Source organism: Bradyrhizobium sp. USDA 4501, from assembly GCF_054062115.1.
Genome location: NZ_JBSSEX010000001.1, coordinates 789,611 through 807,765, shown reverse-complemented (window position 1 = coordinate 807,765; position 18,155 = coordinate 789,611). Strand labels below are relative to the sequence as shown.

Annotated in this window: 19 protein-coding genes; all 19 read right to left on the bottom strand. The window is 64.3% G+C overall.

Going from position 1 to position 18,155, the window contains the following annotated elements; all coding sequences use genetic code 11:
• The 19 genes from ACVWZM_RS03915 to folE all read right to left on the bottom strand — a co-directional run bounded on the left by ACVWZM_RS03915 (position 1) and on the right by folE (position 18,141).
• Positions 1-729: a hypothetical protein gene (locus ACVWZM_RS03915; RefSeq protein WP_456851990.1), complete on the bottom strand. Its 729-nt coding sequence runs from the start codon at positions 727-729 to the stop codon at positions 1-3.
• On the bottom strand, positions 696-1,259 hold the full coding sequence (locus ACVWZM_RS03910; RefSeq protein WP_456851988.1) for a DNA circularization N-terminal domain-containing protein: 564 nt from the start codon (positions 1,257-1,259) through the stop codon (positions 696-698). The genes ACVWZM_RS03915 and ACVWZM_RS03910 overlap by 34 nt, the downstream gene beginning before the upstream one ends.
• Before the next feature lie 9 nt (positions 1,260-1,268).
• A complete protein-coding gene (locus ACVWZM_RS03905) occupies positions 1,269-3,452 on the bottom strand; it encodes a hypothetical protein (protein WP_456851986.1) in 2,184 nt (727 codons plus the stop codon).
• A complete protein-coding gene (locus ACVWZM_RS03900; protein ID WP_456851984.1) occupies positions 3,445-5,826 on the bottom strand; it encodes a hypothetical protein in 2,382 nt (793 codons plus the stop codon). Before ACVWZM_RS03900 ends, ACVWZM_RS03905 begins: the two co-directional genes overlap by 8 nt.
• Before the next feature lie 138 nt (positions 5,827-5,964).
• Positions 5,965-6,240: a phage tail assembly protein gene (locus ACVWZM_RS03895; protein WP_370135412.1), complete on the bottom strand. Its 276-nt coding sequence runs from the start codon at positions 6,238-6,240 to the stop codon at positions 5,965-5,967.
• Between the two features lie 90 nt (positions 6,241-6,330).
• Positions 6,331-6,693 carry a phage tail tube protein gene (locus ACVWZM_RS03890; protein ID WP_370135409.1) on the bottom strand — a complete coding sequence of 121 codons (363 nt, stop codon included), beginning with the start codon at positions 6,691-6,693 and terminating at the stop codon, positions 6,331-6,333.
• Positions 6,694-6,832: 139 nt separating this feature from the next.
• Positions 6,833-8,383 (bottom strand): phage tail sheath C-terminal domain-containing protein, encoded by a 1,551-nt coding sequence (locus tag ACVWZM_RS03885; protein ID WP_456851981.1) that lies wholly within the window; start codon positions 8,381-8,383, stop codon positions 6,833-6,835.
• A 116-nt stretch (positions 8,384-8,499) separates the two neighbouring features.
• On the bottom strand, positions 8,500-9,156 hold the full coding sequence (locus ACVWZM_RS03880) for a hypothetical protein (RefSeq protein WP_456851979.1): 657 nt from the start codon (positions 9,154-9,156) through the stop codon (positions 8,500-8,502).
• Positions 9,153-9,500 (bottom strand): head-tail joining protein, encoded by a 348-nt coding sequence (locus ACVWZM_RS03875; protein WP_456851977.1) that lies wholly within the window; start codon positions 9,498-9,500, stop codon positions 9,153-9,155. Before ACVWZM_RS03875 ends, ACVWZM_RS03880 begins: the two co-directional genes overlap by 4 nt.
• Positions 9,501-9,509: 9 nt before the next feature.
• Entirely contained in the window at positions 9,510-10,529 is a 1,020-nt protein-coding gene (locus ACVWZM_RS03870; RefSeq protein WP_456851975.1) for a major capsid protein, read from the bottom strand.
• A 70-nt stretch (positions 10,530-10,599) separates the two neighbouring features.
• Entirely contained in the window at positions 10,600-10,953 is a 354-nt protein-coding gene (locus ACVWZM_RS03865) for a head decoration protein (protein ID WP_456851973.1), read from the bottom strand.
• A gap of 34 nt (positions 10,954-10,987) precedes the next feature.
• The gene (locus tag ACVWZM_RS03860; RefSeq protein WP_456851971.1) at positions 10,988-12,031 is read right to left on the bottom strand and encodes a head maturation protease, ClpP-related; all 1,044 of its coding nucleotides are present in this window, start codon (positions 12,029-12,031) and stop codon (positions 10,988-10,990) included.
• Between the two features lie 9 nt (positions 12,032-12,040).
• A complete protein-coding gene (locus ACVWZM_RS03855; protein WP_456851969.1) occupies positions 12,041-13,627 on the bottom strand; it encodes a phage portal protein in 1,587 nt (528 codons plus the stop codon).
• 21 nt (positions 13,628-13,648) lie between these two features.
• Entirely contained in the window at positions 13,649-13,891 is a 243-nt protein-coding gene (locus ACVWZM_RS03850; RefSeq protein WP_456851967.1) for a phage head-tail joining protein, read from the bottom strand.
• Positions 13,892-13,895: 4 nt separating this feature from the next.
• A complete protein-coding gene (locus ACVWZM_RS03845; RefSeq protein WP_456851965.1) occupies positions 13,896-15,836 on the bottom strand; it encodes a terminase gpA endonuclease subunit in 1,941 nt (646 codons plus the stop codon).
• The gene (locus ACVWZM_RS03840) at positions 15,766-16,356 is read right to left on the bottom strand and encodes a hypothetical protein (RefSeq protein WP_456851963.1); all 591 of its coding nucleotides are present in this window, start codon (positions 16,354-16,356) and stop codon (positions 15,766-15,768) included. The genes ACVWZM_RS03845 and ACVWZM_RS03840 overlap by 71 nt, the downstream gene beginning before the upstream one ends.
• The gene (gene queE / locus ACVWZM_RS03835; protein ID WP_456851961.1) at positions 16,353-17,009 is read right to left on the bottom strand and encodes a 7-carboxy-7-deazaguanine synthase QueE; all 657 of its coding nucleotides are present in this window, start codon (positions 17,007-17,009) and stop codon (positions 16,353-16,355) included. The genes ACVWZM_RS03840 and queE overlap by 4 nt, the downstream gene beginning before the upstream one ends.
• The gene (locus ACVWZM_RS03830) at positions 17,009-17,428 is read right to left on the bottom strand and encodes a 6-pyruvoyl trahydropterin synthase family protein (protein WP_456851959.1); all 420 of its coding nucleotides are present in this window, start codon (positions 17,426-17,428) and stop codon (positions 17,009-17,011) included. Before ACVWZM_RS03830 ends, queE begins: the two co-directional genes overlap by 1 nt.
• Positions 17,419-18,141 (bottom strand): GTP cyclohydrolase I, encoded by a 723-nt coding sequence (folE, locus tag ACVWZM_RS03825; RefSeq protein ID WP_456851957.1) that lies wholly within the window; start codon positions 18,139-18,141, stop codon positions 17,419-17,421. Before folE ends, ACVWZM_RS03830 begins: the two co-directional genes overlap by 10 nt.
• Positions 18,142-18,155: the final 14 nt, after the last annotated feature.

The window sequence follows — 18,155 nt, the reverse complement described above, 5'->3', positions numbered from 1 at the left end:
TCAGCCCTCCGTCGAGAGCATGATGCCGTCGCGCGGCATGAAGGCGGGATGCACCACCTTGTTCTCGCGCCAAAGCTCGTCGCTGTGCGTCGCGTCGCCATAGACCAGTTGCGACATTCTCAATGCTGGATAGGTGACGGGATAATGGTAAGAGATGACGCGCGGCAGCAGCAGTTCCATCTCATAGAATTGCCGGGCCAACCGGCCATGCATTGCCACCAGCGCCATGTAGCAGGCTTGATCGAGCGCGTCGGGCACGGCTTCCTCGACCGCCTCGAAAGCTGCCATCATCACGTTTTTGGCCTGGGCGGCATCGTCGCGCGAGGCGAAGGTCTGAGTGGTGCTGGCGATGCTCTCCTGCGCGAGCGACACGCTGGCAAACATGAACTTCGTCGCGACCGCAATCAGCCCTTGGGGGTCTTCGAGCATGGCCGCTTGCCGCACCGCCCCCAGCGACGACATTGTCGCGCCGCACATCCGGGCCAGCGTCAGCGAGATGACCACCCGATGCGTCAGCGTGCCGTCAAGGATATAGTCCGCAGCGTGCGTGGACATATCGCCGACCGTCTGCCGAAATTGCGGACCGGCCGCCACGGCGAGACCGGGCACGGTGCGGACAATCACCGGGCACATCCGCCTCACGATGGGTTCGGCCTCGGCTATATCCCGCCGCTTCCAGTTGACTACCGTCGTTATCATGTCGGCACCCTCCCGACCGTGTTGTCCCATAGCTGCTGCACTTGCTCCGACGACGGGAATGCGCCGACCTGACCCGACATGAATTGCGAGACCACTTGCTGCACGTTGCTCGCGGCACCAAGCGTCTCGCTCGTTGCCATCGGTGCGACACCGGAGAAGCCGGGCTTGCCGAACTCGGTGAACTCCATTTCAATCGCGCAGTAGCCGCCGCGCTCGCGTGTCTCGGTGATGGTGTACGCCCCGGCCATCACCTGCATGTTCTGGCCCATGTAGTCGAACGGCATTTGCAGCGTGCCAGGGCCGTCCTCCTCCAGCGCCGAGATCAGAATGTCGCGGAGCAGGAGATAGTTCTCGCCGATCAGCCAACCGGAGACATGGAGGGTGACGGGCGCGCGGCCCATGTCCTCGCTGTAGGGGTCGTTGCGCTTCGGGTAGGTGTGGACCACCACACGCCGACCGCTGCTTCGGCCGCCGCTCTCGACAAAGAAGATCGCGCCACGAAATGACGCCTGCCGGAATTTCCTGCGCCACGGGTTCTTGATGTCTTTGATCGTCGCCATGGTCGCTCCTCAGTTCGCAGCAGCCTTGCCAGTCGCTGGCATGGTCGGGGTCTGCGATGGGCTGTTGTTGAACAGGGTGCTCGGGATGCGCGCGACGCCCTTCTTTGCGTCCTCCATCGCGCTCGCGTCGATCGAGATGTCGAACGAATTCTTGCCCGCCGCTGCCGCGCCGGTCTTGCCCGCCGTCAGGCTGTCGAATTTTTCACCGGACGCGCGCTGCTTCCGGATGGCGTTGACGATGGTCATGCCTTCGGTGGATTCGCGATGACCGGGGTTCACCTCGCCATGGCCGTAGACCGGCGTATTCGGATAGTTCTCGGCGATGAACGTCTGCGCCGCGATCTTTTGCTTTTCCGACACGTCCTTGTCGTTCGCCGCCATCACCTCCATGCCGACGATGTCGCGGTTGACGATGTCGCGGTCCTTCGCCCACTGCGGCGTGTGGCCGGGCGAGACGTGGCCGTAGCCGGTGTAACCAAACTCCTTCCGCACATCGTGGATCACGCCATCGCGGTCCATGATGTACTGCGTGCCGATGCCGGGCTTCTGCGTGCGCCAATAGTTGACGATGCCAGCGACGGTCTCGCTCTTGCCGCCGGACGTGTGGTGCATGATGAAAGCCGAAGGGTCGCCACCGGACGGAGCCTTCAACGCACCCGGCTGGATCGGTGCGCCCGCACTCGCGCCCGCCGCCGGGTTGGGCACATTGGCGACGCTCGGGCCGGGTCCAGCACTCGCGCTGCTGCCGCCTCCACCGCCGCCGCCACCCGATGATGGTGCGTGTTCCTGACCGGCTCCCGATGGCGGTGGTTCAATCAGCCGCGGCGGGGGAGTGACGCCGCCGCCCGGTGCCGGGGCGCCGCCGCCACGTCCACCGCCGCTCGCTGCGCCCTGCGCCTTGCGCATATCCTCGACAAGCTGCTGGAATTCGACGTTCGCCTTCTCCGCCTTCTCGCCGGTTTCCTTGACCGGGAGCCCGACGCGCGGCCGCCACCAATTGCCGAAGTCCGACCAGAAAGAGGGACCTTCACCCTTCGCGACCTTCGCATCCTGCGCCTCGCGAGCGGCTTTCGCCTCAGCTGCGGTCTTCTCGCTTGCGGCTTCCTCCTCGTCGGTGAGCATGCGCCCCTTGCGAAGGTCATAGGTGCCGAACGCCGACTTGCCTTCACCGCGCCGCTTCTCGGTGCGGTCGATGAAATCCATGATGTCGGTGAGGCCCTTGGCCAGGACGCCAAGCCCTTCGCCGACGCCCTTGACGAACTCGCCGATGCTCTTGCCAAGCCGCGACACATCATCCGGCGTCATGCCCGCGACGGCGGAGGTGAGCTTGTTCAATCCCTCGGCGAGCGCGGTGATGGCTTCCTTGTTCTGCAACGCCTGGGTCAGAGCTTTCACCAGGGGATCGAGCGCCTGCATCGCTGCGGTGCCGACCGTGAGCTTGAGCTTGTCCCATTGCAGCGACGCCTTAATCCACTCGTCGTGATATTTCTTGGCGTCCGCGATCTGCTGATCGGTCATGTCGGAAGCGCGGGCCATGGCTTCCATGGCGTCGTTCCACTCGATGCGCGCCGCCTTGATGTTGTTGAACCAAAGCTCTGCCCATTGCCGCGCCTTGGCGGGATCGACTTTCTTGAGCTCCTCCAGGCGCTGCCAGACGATCGCCATCTGGTCCACCTGGTTCTTGGCGTTGAGCACGGAGCCGACAACATCCGCGCCGCCAAGCCGAACGATTTCCTCCCATGTGCCGTGGATGCGCAGCTTCGCCTCGTAGACGACCTTGTTGAAGTTCTCCATCATCTGGATGGCTTCGGGCTTCGCGATGTTGACGCGAGCCGCAGCATCCATGAAGCCGCGATACTGCTGGATCGTCATGCCGACGCGATCGGCACCTTCCTTGATCTCGACCAGCCCGCCCGCGAACCGATTGAGCCCGACCGCAGCCGCCGACAGACCCAGCACGATGCCGGACAGCGAGAGCGTGAAGCCGCCCAGCGCGGGCTTCACCACCGACGAAATCTCCTGCGAGATGCCCTTCATCGACGCGCGCAAGTGATCGAACTCGCGCTGCATCGGCGAGATGTCGCGCTTCTGTCCGGTCTGCGCGAGCAGGCGGCGAAGCTGTTCGATGGATGCGACCGCCTGCGGTGTGCCCACCAAGCGGAAGGTCATCTCCAGTTCGTTTTCGTTAGCCATCTGCCGGTGCCTTCTCGGGATCGTGCGCCTTCTGCGGCGTCGGTTGCTTCTCCTCCGCCTTGTTGTGGTCGCGCCGCTGCATCACGCTCGCGATGTCGTCGCCTTGCGCGTTGGTCTTCACATCGACCTTGCCCTTCGGCGCGCTCACCCTGACGTTGATATGGAGCTTGTTCGATGTCGGCGTGTCGGCGTCGCGGATGGCATCGTCCAGCATGTAGCTGGGCAAGCCCTTCGTGGTGGTGCGGTCCTGATAGATTGGCCGGTCGGGCTTCGCGTAGCCGGTCGCGCTGCCGCCCTGCGATGCCTGCTGATCCTTCGCCGTCTTCAACGCGCGGTCCCAATCGTAGAATGTGCCGCTGTTGGACGATGACGCCGACTTGGTTTCTGGCGACTTTGGGCCGCTCTTGGCATCGACCTCCGCGCCAATCGAGTTCGCCCAGGCGACATATTTGTCCGTCTCGCCGCGCCGCCGCATCGAGCCGAAGTATCGAGTCGCGCCGCCCCACCGGCCGCTCGCATTGGTGCCCGCGATAATCTGATCTTGCGGGATGTGCTTGCCCCACTGGTTGACCAGCGCCTGCGCCTGCGCGTCCGGATCACTCACGCTGCGCCCGGCAAGCCCGTAATTGGCGAGGTCACCGGAATTGAACTGGTTCAAGCCGCCGTTGCCCGCATAACGGTTGAGGCCGCTCTCTTGCTGCGATGTCGCGAGCGCGAGCGCGGCCCATTCCTCCGGGGTGCCCTTGTTGATGCCCCACTTCGGACCATCGGGCGGCACGTAGCCGTCGAGCGGGCCGCCTTTGAACTTCGAGACATAGGACTTGTACAGCGCACCGGCATCGACGTTGCCGCCGCCGCCGCGCCGCTGGCGCACCACGCTGGGATCACCACCCGCCGCGCGAGGACCGCCGCCACCAGGGCCGAAGCCGCTGCCCGGCGTGAAGCCCGCGCCGATCGCGCCCGTGTCCGGACCAAGGGCACGCGGCCCGCCCGCAGCACCAGCCGCTCCGCCTGCGGGCGGCGGTCCAAAGGCTGGAATGTTCGCAGCCGGGCCGCCAGCGCCCGTGCTATAGCCGCCCGGCACCGCCACGCCGCTCGGCATGTAGTCGCCGCCATGCGCCGACGACACGCCCAATGCGAAGCCGCCGTAACCGCGCCGCGCCATGTCGTTGCGAATGTTGATTTCCTGAAGCAGGTCGGCGGTCCTGTCGAGCTGCTTGGACAGTTCCTCGAACGGCTCCGCCTGCTGCTCCGCCGCTACGTTGGCGTTGGCGCCGGTCATTCCGCCGATGACCGACCCGAGCGATGGCAGCCGCCACGTCCACGGCTTGTTCGGCACGGGCGGCGGTGCCTCCATTTCTTCCTTGGTGGCGTGCTGCGACGCGACCCACTCCAGCACCTTGTAGATCGCCGACGCCGATTTGAGCGCGATGTTGATCGCGCCGCCGAAGGCACGGCCCGCGGCCGTCAGGTCGCGCGAGGTGATGCGCTGGACGGCCTTTGCGGCATCCTCGAAGCCCTGAATGACCGGCTGGAACGCCTCCGGGTTGTCGGTGTAAATCTTGGTCAGGTTCTCCATCGCCTTGGTGAAGCCGGGCAGCACCGCAATTCCCAACGTCTGCTTCACGTCATCGAACGCCTCTTCCAGCTCGTCCGTGGTCTGCTTGAACCTGCGCGCGGCTTCCTCCTGCTCTTTGGTCGGCGCGACGGCCATTGCCGCCCACTTCTCCACGTCGGCGAGCGACATGTTGATGAAGCGATAGTCGCCGAGCAGTTGCTCGGACAGCATGCGCGCCCGGTCGGGTGCCTTGTCGCGCAACTCATCCATGCGCTTGAGCGTGGCGGCCAACGCTTCGGCGTTGTTGCGGCTGTGCTGGATGGCCTGGACAAGCCCGCTCTCACCCCAACCGACCAGCGTCGCGGTCAGCTCGCTCATGTTGTTGCGGATGTCGTCGGCCTTGCGTCCGAACGCCGTGATCGACGCCATCGCCGCTTCGTTGCTGATGCCATGCGACTGCGCGGCCGCCGCATAGCCCTTCATCGTCTCGATCGAGATGCCGGTCTCTTTCGCGACATAGCCCATCTCGACCGTCGCCTTGGCGAAGTCGGATGCGGCCTTGGTGATGCCGATCATCGACGCGGCGAAGGCGCCCGCGCCAAGCGTGACGCTGAGAGAGGTCAATGCGGGATTGATGACGTCGCGAAGCTCGCGGCCGACCGCGTGGAGGCCACGGGTCAGGGTCTTGGCATTCTCAACAGGCTGACGGGTGTTGAGACCTTCGGTGTAGAGCTTGATTATGTCGCGGTTGAGGGCGGAGATTTGCTCCGCACTCTCTTTCGCGCCGCTTACACCTATGGGAAGGCTAATGTCCATCTGGTGCCTCTGGCGGTCGCGTCCGTTCCAGAAGCTCTATGGTCCAGTGCATGTGCCGTTCGATTTCTCGTATCGGCTTTGCCAGAAAGACGGCCGGGTCCTGCGCGTAGTATTTCGCAAGCCGGTAGCAATTCAGCACTAGGTCGTCAGCCTTGGTACGAAAAAACGCGAGAGCTTCCACGCGCTGTTGATCCAGTCCTGCGACGACAGGCTGCGGATCGTTGAAGGTGGCACCGCCGCGAGCTGGACCATCATGGCCGACATTTCGCGCTGATTGAACGCGATGCGCGGCGGATCGACCGAGAAGTCAATCGTCGCTGGTACGCCAGCGGCCTCGATGTCGGCGCCGGTCGGCTCACGGAAGATCAGCTCGGTGATCTTGTCGCCGTGCGCGATGACCGGCTTGTCGAGCACAACCTTGATCCTGTTGTCGTCCGGCGCAGCGGGTTTCGCCTCAGCCGCTGCACCATTGAGATTTTCGCCGTCCGCCATCGGCCACTCCCGTTAGAAGATTTCGTCAGACTGCACGCCCTCGAAGCGCACCCGGAACTGACCGTCGCGCGTGTTGATCTCGAAGGCGGACCGGCACCACGCACTGCGCAGCGTGTACACCGTGCCGTTGATCAGCTCGGCCGTGACCGTCGCATCGGTAATGCGCTCGATCGCCTCAAGGCTGAGGCCAGGAAGGGTGGACACGTCGCCCTCGATGTAGGGCACGCGCGGCAGCTCCTGATAGCCATGAACGCGATCCTGGCCAGCGATGCCGGTGCGCTCGACCATCGACATCGAGACAGTGAATGCGCCTTTGAGGGGATACTGGTTGCCGTCAACCTTGAGGAATGCTGTGCCAGCGATCGGGACACCCATGGTGCGTCTCCCTGTCTCGTCGCTTGCTCATGGACAATGTCTCACCGCGATTGCGCGCTTTCAAATGTTCATACAGATGCTGCTGCATTGAAAAAAAGGGCCGGTTGCCCGGCCCCAGGTTTCGGGAGCGCGACGTTCGCTACGCGAGCGCGGTATCGACGCCGCGATCGTACTGGAGCCTGAACTGCGCCAGCACCGCGAAGATGCGGAGCTGGTTCACGAGGTCCGGCGGATAGAGCACGTTGACGCGGTTGGGATCGTTCGGGTCGCGCTCGACGATGAGGTTCTGCTTGAACGCGATCGCGTTCTCGACCAGCCCGTTGTACTCGTCCACGCGATACTCGGCGACCAGCTCGGCCTTGATGATCTTCGGCGTGACGATCGCCTGTCCGGGTCCGAAGCGGGTGCCGTCGTCGGCCAGCTTGTGACGCGGAAACTTCGAAGTGATCGCCTGCCGCTGGTTGCGGAAGAGCCGCGCGAGCGTTGCGAGAGTGGTCACGACTTCGTAGGCGTCGTCACCCTGGCCATAGAGGTTCTTCTGATAGGTGGTGCTGTCCCGCATGATCGCCGGGATACCATCGCCGTTCGGCCGCTGCGTTGCCAGACCGACCGTCGCCATCGCGTTCAACTCCGCCATGGTGAACTTCTGGTGCTTCGGTGCAGGCAAGCAGCCCTGGAGCGTCAGGGTCTGCAACGGCCGGGCGGGATCATTGAGCAGCGCGCGGGCCGCCTTTGCGGTGTACGCGGCGGTGTATTCCCACGACGGGGTGGGCGACTGCTTTTCCAGCGCCATCACCGAGAGGATGCCGGAATTGTTGTTCGGTCCCCACGTGATGAGGTTCTGGTAGGTCTCCTTGTAGCACCCGAACAGGTGGCCGTAGAGCTGGCGCATCCAGCCCCACCGGCCGCTGTCGCTGAACCCGTACTCGGCCTCCCAGGCAACGAGGTTCGTGCTGTCGGTGAAGGCGAGCGCGACATATTCGAACGGCTCGTCACCGAGAGCGGCAAGCGCGGCGTCGCATTCCGCCGTGCCGGTGCCACCGTCGAGCTTGCCATTGTTGGAGAAGGTGAGCACGAGCCCGCCCGGCATTTGCTCGCCCGCGAGCGAGCCGCCGTAGTTGGCGCGCATGTCGATTTCGTTGCCCTCGACGCCCTGATGCATCGCCGTGAGCGTCACCACCGCCGCCGCATATGAGGCCGTCACCGGCATACCGGGGTCAGCCTCGATGGCGTTGACGATGTTGATCGCAACCTCGTCAGCGGTGTCGTCCGCCGCGACGCCGACCTGTACGCGACGACCATTGATGTACAGCGCGAGCGTGCCAGCGGCAGTCGGCGGATTGGTCACGGTGATGGTGCCGGTCGCGGCCACGCCAGCGGGGGGCTCCGCAATCGGCAGACCCCACACCTCCGCTGCGAAGTTGTTGTCGAAGACCCGTTCGAACATATTGTCGAGCATGGACCCCGCACCGAAAAACGCCCGCGCTTCGCTCTTGCTGCCAACCGCAATCGGGATGTCCATCGGCACCGTCGAGCCGCCATCGCCCGGCACCAGCACAGGGCCGCGCGCGTAGCCGACGACGAGGATGGCCTGTCGATAGGTCGGGAAACCAGCCATCGACGGGTCCACCTCGACCCAATACAACGGCATCTTCCAGTTGGCAGGGATCGAGTTGAAACTAATCGGCATGACCATCTCCCTTCTCTGTCGGCGCAGACGCACCAGCGGGTGGCGCGGTCAGCAATGAACCTTCGGCGATGCGACGGCGCGTGAAGCCGTCATGCGCCCACGATGTGCCTTTCGCGCTATCGCGGAGCGGGCCGCTGACCGGATGCACCAGGGTGGCGCCGTTCGGTCCCGGCCATACCTTGATGGTCGCTGTCGGCCGCGCCTTGATGCTCGCGAGCCCTTTGTGTTTGATCGAGATCATATTGCGTCACCACCTGTTGGACTTCCGCCGGGTCCGTCGTCGGGCTCGGGTAACGAGTTTCGACGTGGATCGTCCTGAGATCGTCGGGCACGATCGGCTCGAACCAGTCTTCGTACTGCATGACCATCTCGATCCGGATTTCGTAGAGCGTTGTCTCGCCGACCTTGGCGAGCTGCGACGTGCGGTCCATCGACACGATGCGATCGCTCAAATTGACGAACTGCGGATCGCGCAGGAGCACGATGTCGATCTGGCTCATCCAGTCCTCGAGGATCGACGGCTGGTTGGCCTCGTCCGTTTTGGCCTTGATCGACCCAGAGATGCCCAGGGTCAGCTCCGTCCGGAAGAACGGCACCCCGGCATCGTAAGTGCCGTTGCGGCGCTCGCGCAGGATGTGGACCGCGATCATCGGCAGGTCATCGCCATTGATGATCAGCATCGGCTCCAGTCCGAAGCTCTTGAACGTGTCCGGCATGCCAGCCTGGATCAGCTCCATCGCCTTGGCCTGTATTTGCAGGGCGGTTGCGCTCATAGGTCACCCGCCGGTTCTGTCGTGCGGAGCTGCACCGTCGCGCCGCCCTGGCCATCGAGTGAGATGTCGCTCTGCCAGTACATGATGCCCGTGGCCTGATGCAGGAAGCGGTCGCCGCGCACCGGCTGCCACGGCCAGTCGGAGAGCTTGATGCCCATCGTCGTCTGCTGGTCGCTGAACACTGCGCCATCGGCCATCTCGACGTTGAACGCGGCGGATGAGTACACCCCTGATACCGGGATCGGTTGGCTCGCTGGGCTCGACTTTGACGGATACCAAATGAACGGCACGCCGAACGTGCCGACAGTCGGCTTGAGAACGAGGTTGTCGAAGTCGATGCCCATCGGCGCCGCTCAGGTGTACTTGCCGCGAAGCAGCGCGCTCGGCCGCGTGCAGTAGTTGAGCGCGTTCTGTTGCGTGTCGAGGTGGACGCCCTTGCCGTTCGGCATGTCGTACTGCTTGACGTAGCGCGGGCGGCCCATCGTGTTCACGGTCTCGATGTAGTCGGCCGGTGCGAACACGGTCTTGAACATGCCGGGCACGCCAACCGGGTAGAAGTAGGCGTGCGCGGTATCGACAAACGGCGTGCCGCCGACCGATCCGCGATAGTTCGTCCACTCGATGCCGCCGAACGGGAATGAGCCGAACGTCTGGCCGCCGTTGACGTAGCCCTGGCGCAGCTCGGCCGCCGCCTGCGTGTTGAGGTAGCTCTGCCGGACTTCGGGATGCGCGATCAGGCCGTCATAGAACTGGTCGCCGCAGATCGCGCCGACGCCCATGAGCGGCGTGCCGCCCAGGCTGTTCGCCATGGTGCGGATCACGGCGGCACACTGCTGGCGCAGGATGCCCGGCGCCGGGGACGCCGCGTCGAGGTTGAAGTCGATGTCGGCAGGCGGGCCTGCAACGCCGAACTCGGTGAAGAGGTTGAGCGTCGAGCCGTCCGCATAGGTGACGATGCCCAGGATCGCGCCGACGCGCGAGTATTCCATGGTGGCCTCGAAGCTCTGGCCTGCGGTCTGCATGCGCTCGGCGACCTTGGCCATCACGGCCTCTTCGCCGGTCTCTTCGCCGAACGGCCGGACGTTCTGCACCTCTTCGGCCATCACGGCATCGTTGACCTCGAAGTGCGGGACCGACAGCAAGCGGAGCGCGCGCTTGGTCTTGTCGATCGTCACGCCCGGAGCGCCGCGGGGCGTCGGGGGGACCAGACGGATGATGCCGTTCTGCTCCTCGATCGCGACCGCCGTGGTGTTGATCGAGCTTTCGGTGAAGAGCCCGAGCGAACCGAGATAGCCGGGCACGAACAGCATCTTGTTGATCGCGTCGGTCAAACTGACGATGGTGAAAGCGTCAGTGTGGAATACGTCGAGCATCTTGCCTTCTCCATTGGCATCATCGCGCTTGCTCCACGATTTCCATGTTCAGTTCGGTTGGGTGACCTGCTCAGTTGCGGACGATGATGTGGTTCGCCGCGAGCAGAGCGGCGATGGCGTCCTTGTCGGCCTGCACGGCGGTCGGGAAGTACGTGAGGCAGTTGCCGTTCACTTCCGCATCGCGCACCAGCAAAGCGACCTTGACGCTGGTCCCGGCGCCGGTCGTCGCGCCGCCATAGATAGCGATGCCGTCGGCTGCGGTGGCGTCGGTGATCGCGACGTAGTTGGCGCCCGACTTCTTGACGATCTGCCCAGCGACGAAGCTGGCCGGATCGAGGAAGGTGCCGCTGCCGCGCGAGCGCTCGCCGTTCGCTTCGGAGAGGATGAACTCGGCTGGATGACGGGTCTCGTTGAGAACGGGCATGTTGCAGTCTCCTTTCGGTGCGCGAGCTGCGCGGTTACTTCTTCCTCAACCGCGCGTTGATCTTGTCCACGATGCTGTCCCACTTGCGCGGTGCGGGCGTGCCCAGCGAGGCCGGACGATGCGGGATGACGGGCGCCTGGGCTTCGAGGCGCACGCGCTCGTCCATCAGGGCCTTGCGCACGTCGGCGACCGGCTTCTTGTCGGCGATGAAGGTGCGCGCCATCGCCGGAAGCGATGCCATGTTGCAGAGGTCGAGCACCTCGTTGACGTAGCGCGCGTGCTCGTCGGCGCCTTCGGTCCTCGCCTTGGCGCGCAGCTCGACCACGTTGCTCGGCTCCTCCTTCGGAGGGTCGTCCTGCTTGGGCTCTTCCTTCGGCGGCTCCACGGGTTCAGTTGAAGGCGCAGGCGATGGCGGATCGCCCGCGCCTTCACCTTCCTTCGGCTGCGGCGGCGCAGCCTCAGAAGACATGACGGCCTTGATCCGGTCGGCGGCCTTCGGTGGCAGGAGCCGCAGGGAGAAGTTCGCCGCGAGCTTGACCGCGCCGGACTGCTCATCTGCGAGCCCCAGCTCGATCGCCTCGGCCGCGTCCATCAGGCGGTCCTCTTTCATGATCGAGGCGATCTTGGTGTCCTTTTGGCCGGACCGTGCGGCGTAGGTCGCGGTGATCGAGGTGTCCAAACGGTCCAGATCATCTGCGAGCGAGCGCATGTCGGAAGCGTTGCCCATGGCGAAGCCGCTGGCGCCGTGGATCAGCAGGAAGGAATTCGCGGGCATGACGATCTTGTCGGCCGCCATCAGCACCACCGACGCTGCCGACGCCGCGATGCCATCGACGGTTGCCGTGACCTTTGCCGGGTGGTTCTTCAGGGTGTTGTGAATCGCGATGCCGTCGAAGGCGTCGCCGCCGGGCGAGTTGATGCGGAGGTTGAGCGTCGTGATGTCGCCCAGGGCCTTCAAATCGTCGTTGAACTGCTTCGCGCTGACGGTGTCGTCTTCCCACCATGACGCGCCGATCTCGCCATAGATCAGGATTTCGCCGGTCTGTTCCTCGGCCTTCATCGTGTACCAGTGGCGCATGATGGGCTCCTAAGCTGCCTGTTGATCGTTGCCGTCGTCGCCGGTCAGGTCCTGGCTGGCATCGGCCTGTTCCTGGGGATCTGCGTTCGGATCGCGCGGCTGGCTCGCCGCCGCCTGGAGCACCGGGAATTCGAGCCCCAGCTCTTCCGCGCGCTCCTTGTCGGCCGCGATGCGCTGATCCGTTTCTTCCGGATCGTAGCCTTCGGCCTCGATGACATCGCTGCGCGACTTGAAGCCTGCATCGACGGCGAGCTTCTCGGCCTGCCGGTCCTTGAGCGGGTCCACCCATTCGAAGCGCGGCGCGATCCACTTCGCGCGCGTCATGACCTTCTCGTTGCCGACGTACTCTTGGGTGGTGGCAGAGATGGCTGCGGTCAGCACGGCGTCGTTGAACCAGCGCCGCCAGATCGGGCGGCAATACTGGTGGACGATGATGTTGTACTGGAGCTGCTCCAGCTTGCGCCGATATTCCACGATGACGCCGCGCAGCGAGGAGTAGCTTGCGCGGCGGGTGTCGCCCGTGCCGATCATGTACGGCACGCCCATCGCCGAGAACGCGGCGAGCTGCTGGCGATACTGGAAAGCCTCGTAGGTGCCGCCGACATCGGCGGGCTCGCTGAACTTGACATCCTCGCCGGGAAGCAGGGCCTGCATAGTGCCAGGCTCAAGCCCTGCGAGACCGACGCCAGCCTCCAGCGGCTGCTCGGCGTCGCTCATGGCGGGCGCCGGCAGGATGTCTTCCGGCGCCGGGCTGGTGACGAAGCCCGCGAACAGTGCCGCGATCCTTTTGCGTTCCAGCTCGGCGTCGTCGTACTGATCGAGGAAGAACAGCCGCGTCATCGCGGGCGAGACCAACGGCACGCCGCGCACCTGACCGGGCCGCGTCGGGCGGAAGATGTGCAGCACCTGATCGGCTGGCACGCGCACCGGGTCCATGTTGAGATAGACCTGCGGATCGACCGGCGCGTCACCAGGGTGGCCGGAGAAGAACCAATAGGCGACACGCTTCGCGCGGAAGTCGAACTCCACGCCGTTCATGATGTAGTTGCCGTTGGGGGCGATCTGGTTGAGCCAGTAGGGGCACATCTCGCTTTCGAGCAGCTCGATCTGCAACGGCACCGTGAGGCCGTCCTCGATGCGGCGCGCGCGAAGCCGCACGAAGATTTCGCCCGCCTCGAAGAGCGCGGAGGCGATGATCGACTGCATGCCGTAGAAATCGGTCATGCCGTCCGCATCGGCCTCATCGGTCCAATCCATCCAGACTTCCATGACCTGCTTGCGCAGTTCGGGGTCGTCGGTGATGAGCGACGACGGCTTGATGCCCGCGCCGATCAGATTGGCGACGAAGTTCTCCCTGGCGGCGACGGCGTGCGCGCTGTTGCGCATGAGGTCGCGACAGCGCGAGCGCAGGAGCGGACCCTGCGCGGCCATGATGGTGTTGACGGAATACTGCGTCGGCTTCCATGACGCGAGCCGCCGACGATAGCGACCCCCGTCGAAGCCACCACTGGTCGAGCCTGCCGCAGATGAGAACGGGTCAAACTGGTTCGTCGGCCGAACCAGTCCCATCTTTCCCAGCAAGCCCTCCGCGAGCATGTCGCGGAAAGCACCCATCGCCTAAAGCCCCTTGTCAGCCGGACTAACGATCCTGAACTGTCGGGTCGGGACTAAACCTGCGACTTCATTTTCCATGTCGTTGAGGATTTGCAGCATCTCGGCGAGCGAGCGGTACTCGACCCGCTTGTCGCCGTAGCTGACAGTCTGCACGCCCTGTGCAATCGCGTAGCGCAACGCATCGATCTGCGACTGCGTTGCGAGCAACTGCGCCTGTGACGGGGCGATGCGCGCCTTCCTTCGCATGGCCTTAAACGCCGAGATAGTTCGACCTGACGATCCTTCGCCGTCGTGTTGCTCGGCCACGATCCGCCATGCGCGGCGCCACTTCGGGCAGCGATGGTGCCTCTTGTGTCTCAGGCTCATCGCTTGCGCTAGCTGTAGTCTCGTTTGTTCTGGTTGGCAATGGGATGCGCTGCACGTTGAGCAAGTAGCCGCCTGCTGCTTGCATCGCTTCGCAATCGAGAAAGTCGTGATGGCGTCCGCGCTCGATCCATGTCGGCCTGCCGTTGGGCTGCACGACGCGCGCCTCGCCGACAAGCTGATGACAGTAGTCGTCATCGACGCCCTTCGGCAGATGCCACGCACCCGGCTTGTCCTGGCGCCAGCGGATGCGCTCATGCACCCATGATTTCCAGTGGTCGGTGTCGAGTCGCGCGATGTCCAATCCGAATTTCGAAGATTTGCCCGCGCGGTTGACCTCGACCTTGGAAAAAATCAATGGCGTGCGCATCGGCGTCGAGCTGCCCTTGGTCGCGCGCACGCGCCTGCCCAGGCGGCGGCAGAATTCGTAGATGCGGTTGAGCGGCAGCGTGTCCACCTTGCCCGGCCGGAAGCCGCTGTCGATCAAAGTAAGCCTGATCGGCACGTCGTTTACGTCGGTCGTGATGAGGTCTGCGAGCGCGTCCCACACCTCTTCATCGGCGGTGTCGCCCTGGAGCTTCCCGTAGTCGATCAGCCATGACGTCGCGCGCGCACCCCAGCCACGCAGCACCCATGGCAGCGACTGCTTTTGCACGTCCACGGTGAGGATCATGTAAAGCACGCCATCCGGTACTTCTCCGCGCGAGTACAGCGAGCCGTGCGACTTATTCCGCAGCTCTTCCCATTCCGGCACCTCGCCGCCGCCGGGCGAGTACAGCTCGCCAAAGCCAGCGTTCATGGCCTGTTGCACCATGGCCTCGTCGCCGGACTGCTCGGCCTCGACCAGCACCGAGACCCGCTCGCCGAACGAGACGAATGGCGAAGCGAGACCCGAGACCCAAAACGAGATGGACTTGCTCTCGATTGGCACCCCATGCACTTCGCCGTGCCGATCGACGGTCTGGCCGGGTGCGACATAGCGCCCGCGCGCGTTCATGTCGGTCTTATGGCCGTCCTCGATGACACCGCCGCAGTGGGGGCATTCGAGGAAGGTCCGGCGGGCCGCCTCAAGCGGCGTGGCCTTGCGCGGATAGCGCAGGAGGTTGAAGCGGGGAACGAAATACTCGGCGCAGTGCGGGCACGGCCAGCACCAGTGGTGCCGCGTGCCTTGTTGCCAGAGCTGCCAGATGGGGCTCTCGATGTCGTCGACCACGGTGACCTCCCAAAACAGGAGACCGCTGTGCTTGTCCTCCACGGCCTGCACCCGGCCGCGCTTCGGGGTCGACGTCACGACACAGACGAAGTCGGCATAGGTGTCGCCGCGACGCTCGACCAGACCCAGCGGGCCGCCCTGATTGTTCACGTTGTCGCGCATCTCGTCGTACTCATCGACCAACGCGAGCACGGCCGGATCGGACTTCAGCGCGGTTGACGAACCGGAATGCGCGAGCCGGAACGGCACGCCTGCGACGACCTTGCGAGTCTTGGTCATGCGCTTGCCGCGCGCGAGCTTGGCGGTCAGCGTTGGCGCTTCATCGAGCAGCGCCATGACGCGAGGCTCGAATTGCTCGCTCAGGAACTGCTTGTTGGGCCCGACATAGAGGATCGGCCCAGGCCGCTGGTCGAGGCGCTGGCCCGCGACGTCGAGCATGGCTTCGCTCTTGCCGGTCTGCGCGCCGAACACCATGACGACACGCTTGAAGGCCGCGCTGGCGATGACGCGCTCGGGCTCGATGACATAGGGCGTGAGGTGCGGATCACGCGGCCCTGGGACTGCCGCCGTGCGAGGGTAAATCCTGTTTTCCGCTGCCCAAACGTCCGGGGTCACTTCCTTCGACGGCACCAGCAGCAGCGCTGCTCGCGCCCAGAAGGTGTGCCTTTTCGTTAAAAGCATCCGCGAGGCGGTGGAGGATGTCATGGAGTGCCCGATCTATCGTGCGGCGAAGGCTTAGGTCGCGCGTGACGCGGGGCGCCAAGCCTGCCAATTCGGAGCGGAAGGTGCCGACCATCTCATCGACGAGACCATTCACGTCCTCGATCTGAACCAGCCGTCGTTCATTCTCCAAGTTGCGCAATTCGATTTCGCGGGCACGGGCATCGCGCACCCGGCTGTCGGCTGCACTCTTGCTGCTGCGGCGTTCGCTGTCACGCAGAAAGCGGATCAACGCGCGCACGCCAGCGATGAAGGGGATCATTCCGCGACTCCCGCGAGGCAATGATCCTTCGCGCTGGAGCTGGCGAATATAGGTAGGGGTGTAATCGGCGAAGGCCGCGAACTCGGTGACGGAGACGAAACGGTCACCAGGGGGCGGCGCGACGTCGTCACGGATGTCTTCTTCGTTGCTCACCGCACGCCCATGAACTTGTGCGTCTGAACGCTGATGCGCCAATGGTTCTGCCGGGCCACCTCGATGCACAGCTCAGTGGCTTTCTTGCTCATCGATAGCGGCTGAAGCCAGATCATCCGTTTCGGACCATGCTCGCGGATGAGCGCGAGCAGAGCCTCGGCGTCGGCGGGCTTGCCGATCGGCATCTTGATCTCGTTGGCGCGCTCCCACGCCTCGTGCCGGAAGGTCTTACCGCCCGGCATGTTGATCTTGGGCGAGACGGTGACCCAGGCGCTGCGGTCGATGCGGATCGGCTCGGTGCCGCTGGTCTCGACCTGCACCATCCAGCCCGCCGCGATCATGCGGCCCGACAGCTCGGTGAGGTCATACATGCAAGGCTCGCCGCCGGTCAGGACCAGATGGCGGTTTTGCGATTGCGAAAGGGTGCGCACCAGCTCATCGATCGACACCTCGGCGAACGACGGGCTCGGCTCGATCTTCTGCACGATCGCGGCGAGCCGATCGGGCGGCGCGTGGTTCAGTTCCCAGGTGTATTTGGTGTCGCACCACGGGCAACCGACGTCGCAGCCCTGCAAGCGGACGAAGGTCGATGGCGTGCCGGTGAACGTTGCCTCGCCCTGGACCGTCTCGAAGAGCTCGTTGAGCGGGAGCATCAGATTGCTGCCTCGCATGAGCATTTGCGGGTCTCATCCACGATGACGCGGACCAAACGGACGGCCGGCGGCAGCACCTCGGGTCCGACGACGGTGAGGAGATGTGCCGCGATGTTCTCGGCGGTCGGGTTGAACGGCACGGTGACGATCGAAGGATCGATGACGAGCAGCGCGGGCAGAAGCGGATCGGTGTGCCAGAGCAACATGCGGTGATCCCAATTGTCCTCAAGCCACTGGCACAGGGTGGACTTGATGACGCCGAAATCGATGATGCGGCCCAGGTGATCGAGGGCGTCGGCCTCGCAGTGGAAGTGTATGCGATAGTTATGGCCGTGCAGAAACTGGCACTTGCCTTCGTGATCGACGACGCGGTGACCGCATGAGATGTCGTGATAGCGGGTGGCGCGGATTACTGGCATCGGATTCCCTTTGCTTGGATGAGCGCTAACACCTCGGCGCGAGCGGCCGGCCCGTCGCGGAAGATGCCGCGCATCACGGATGTCGTCATTGTGGTTCCATCTTCCTTCACGCCGCGCCATGTCATGCAAGAGTGGCGTGCGCTGAGCACGACGGCAAGACCGCGAGGCGCGATGATGCGCTCGACCTCGTCGGCGAGCTGCATGATGGCCTCCTCTTGGATTTGCGGACGCGACAAAATCCAGTTGGCGATGCGAGAGAACTTCGAGATGCCGATCACGCGCTCGCCCGGAATGACGCCGAACCACACCTCGCCCTCGATCGGGCACAGGTGATGCGAGCACGCCGACCGAACGGTGATCGGACCGACAACGTAAATCTCGTCCATCGATTTGACGTTCGGAAAGTCGGTGCAGGTCGGCGGTGGCAGATAGCGGCCAGCAAACACCTCATGCACGAACATCTTCGCGAGGCGCTTCGCGGTGCCGCGCGTGTTGTGATCGTTCTCGGTGTCGATCACCAGGGCGTCGAGAATCGCGCGCGCGCAGTGCTCGACCTCGTGCTCGATGGCCTCGAGGTCCCCAGGCAGCAAGGCATCGGAAATGTTGTCGTTCGCTAGATAGGTCCGGCCCGCCGATTTGAGCCGATTTCGGACGGTCTCGCCCGGATTCTGGCTCTCCAAGGCCAATTTCTGCTTATCTTTCAAAGGTTTCACCGGCATTTTCCGTC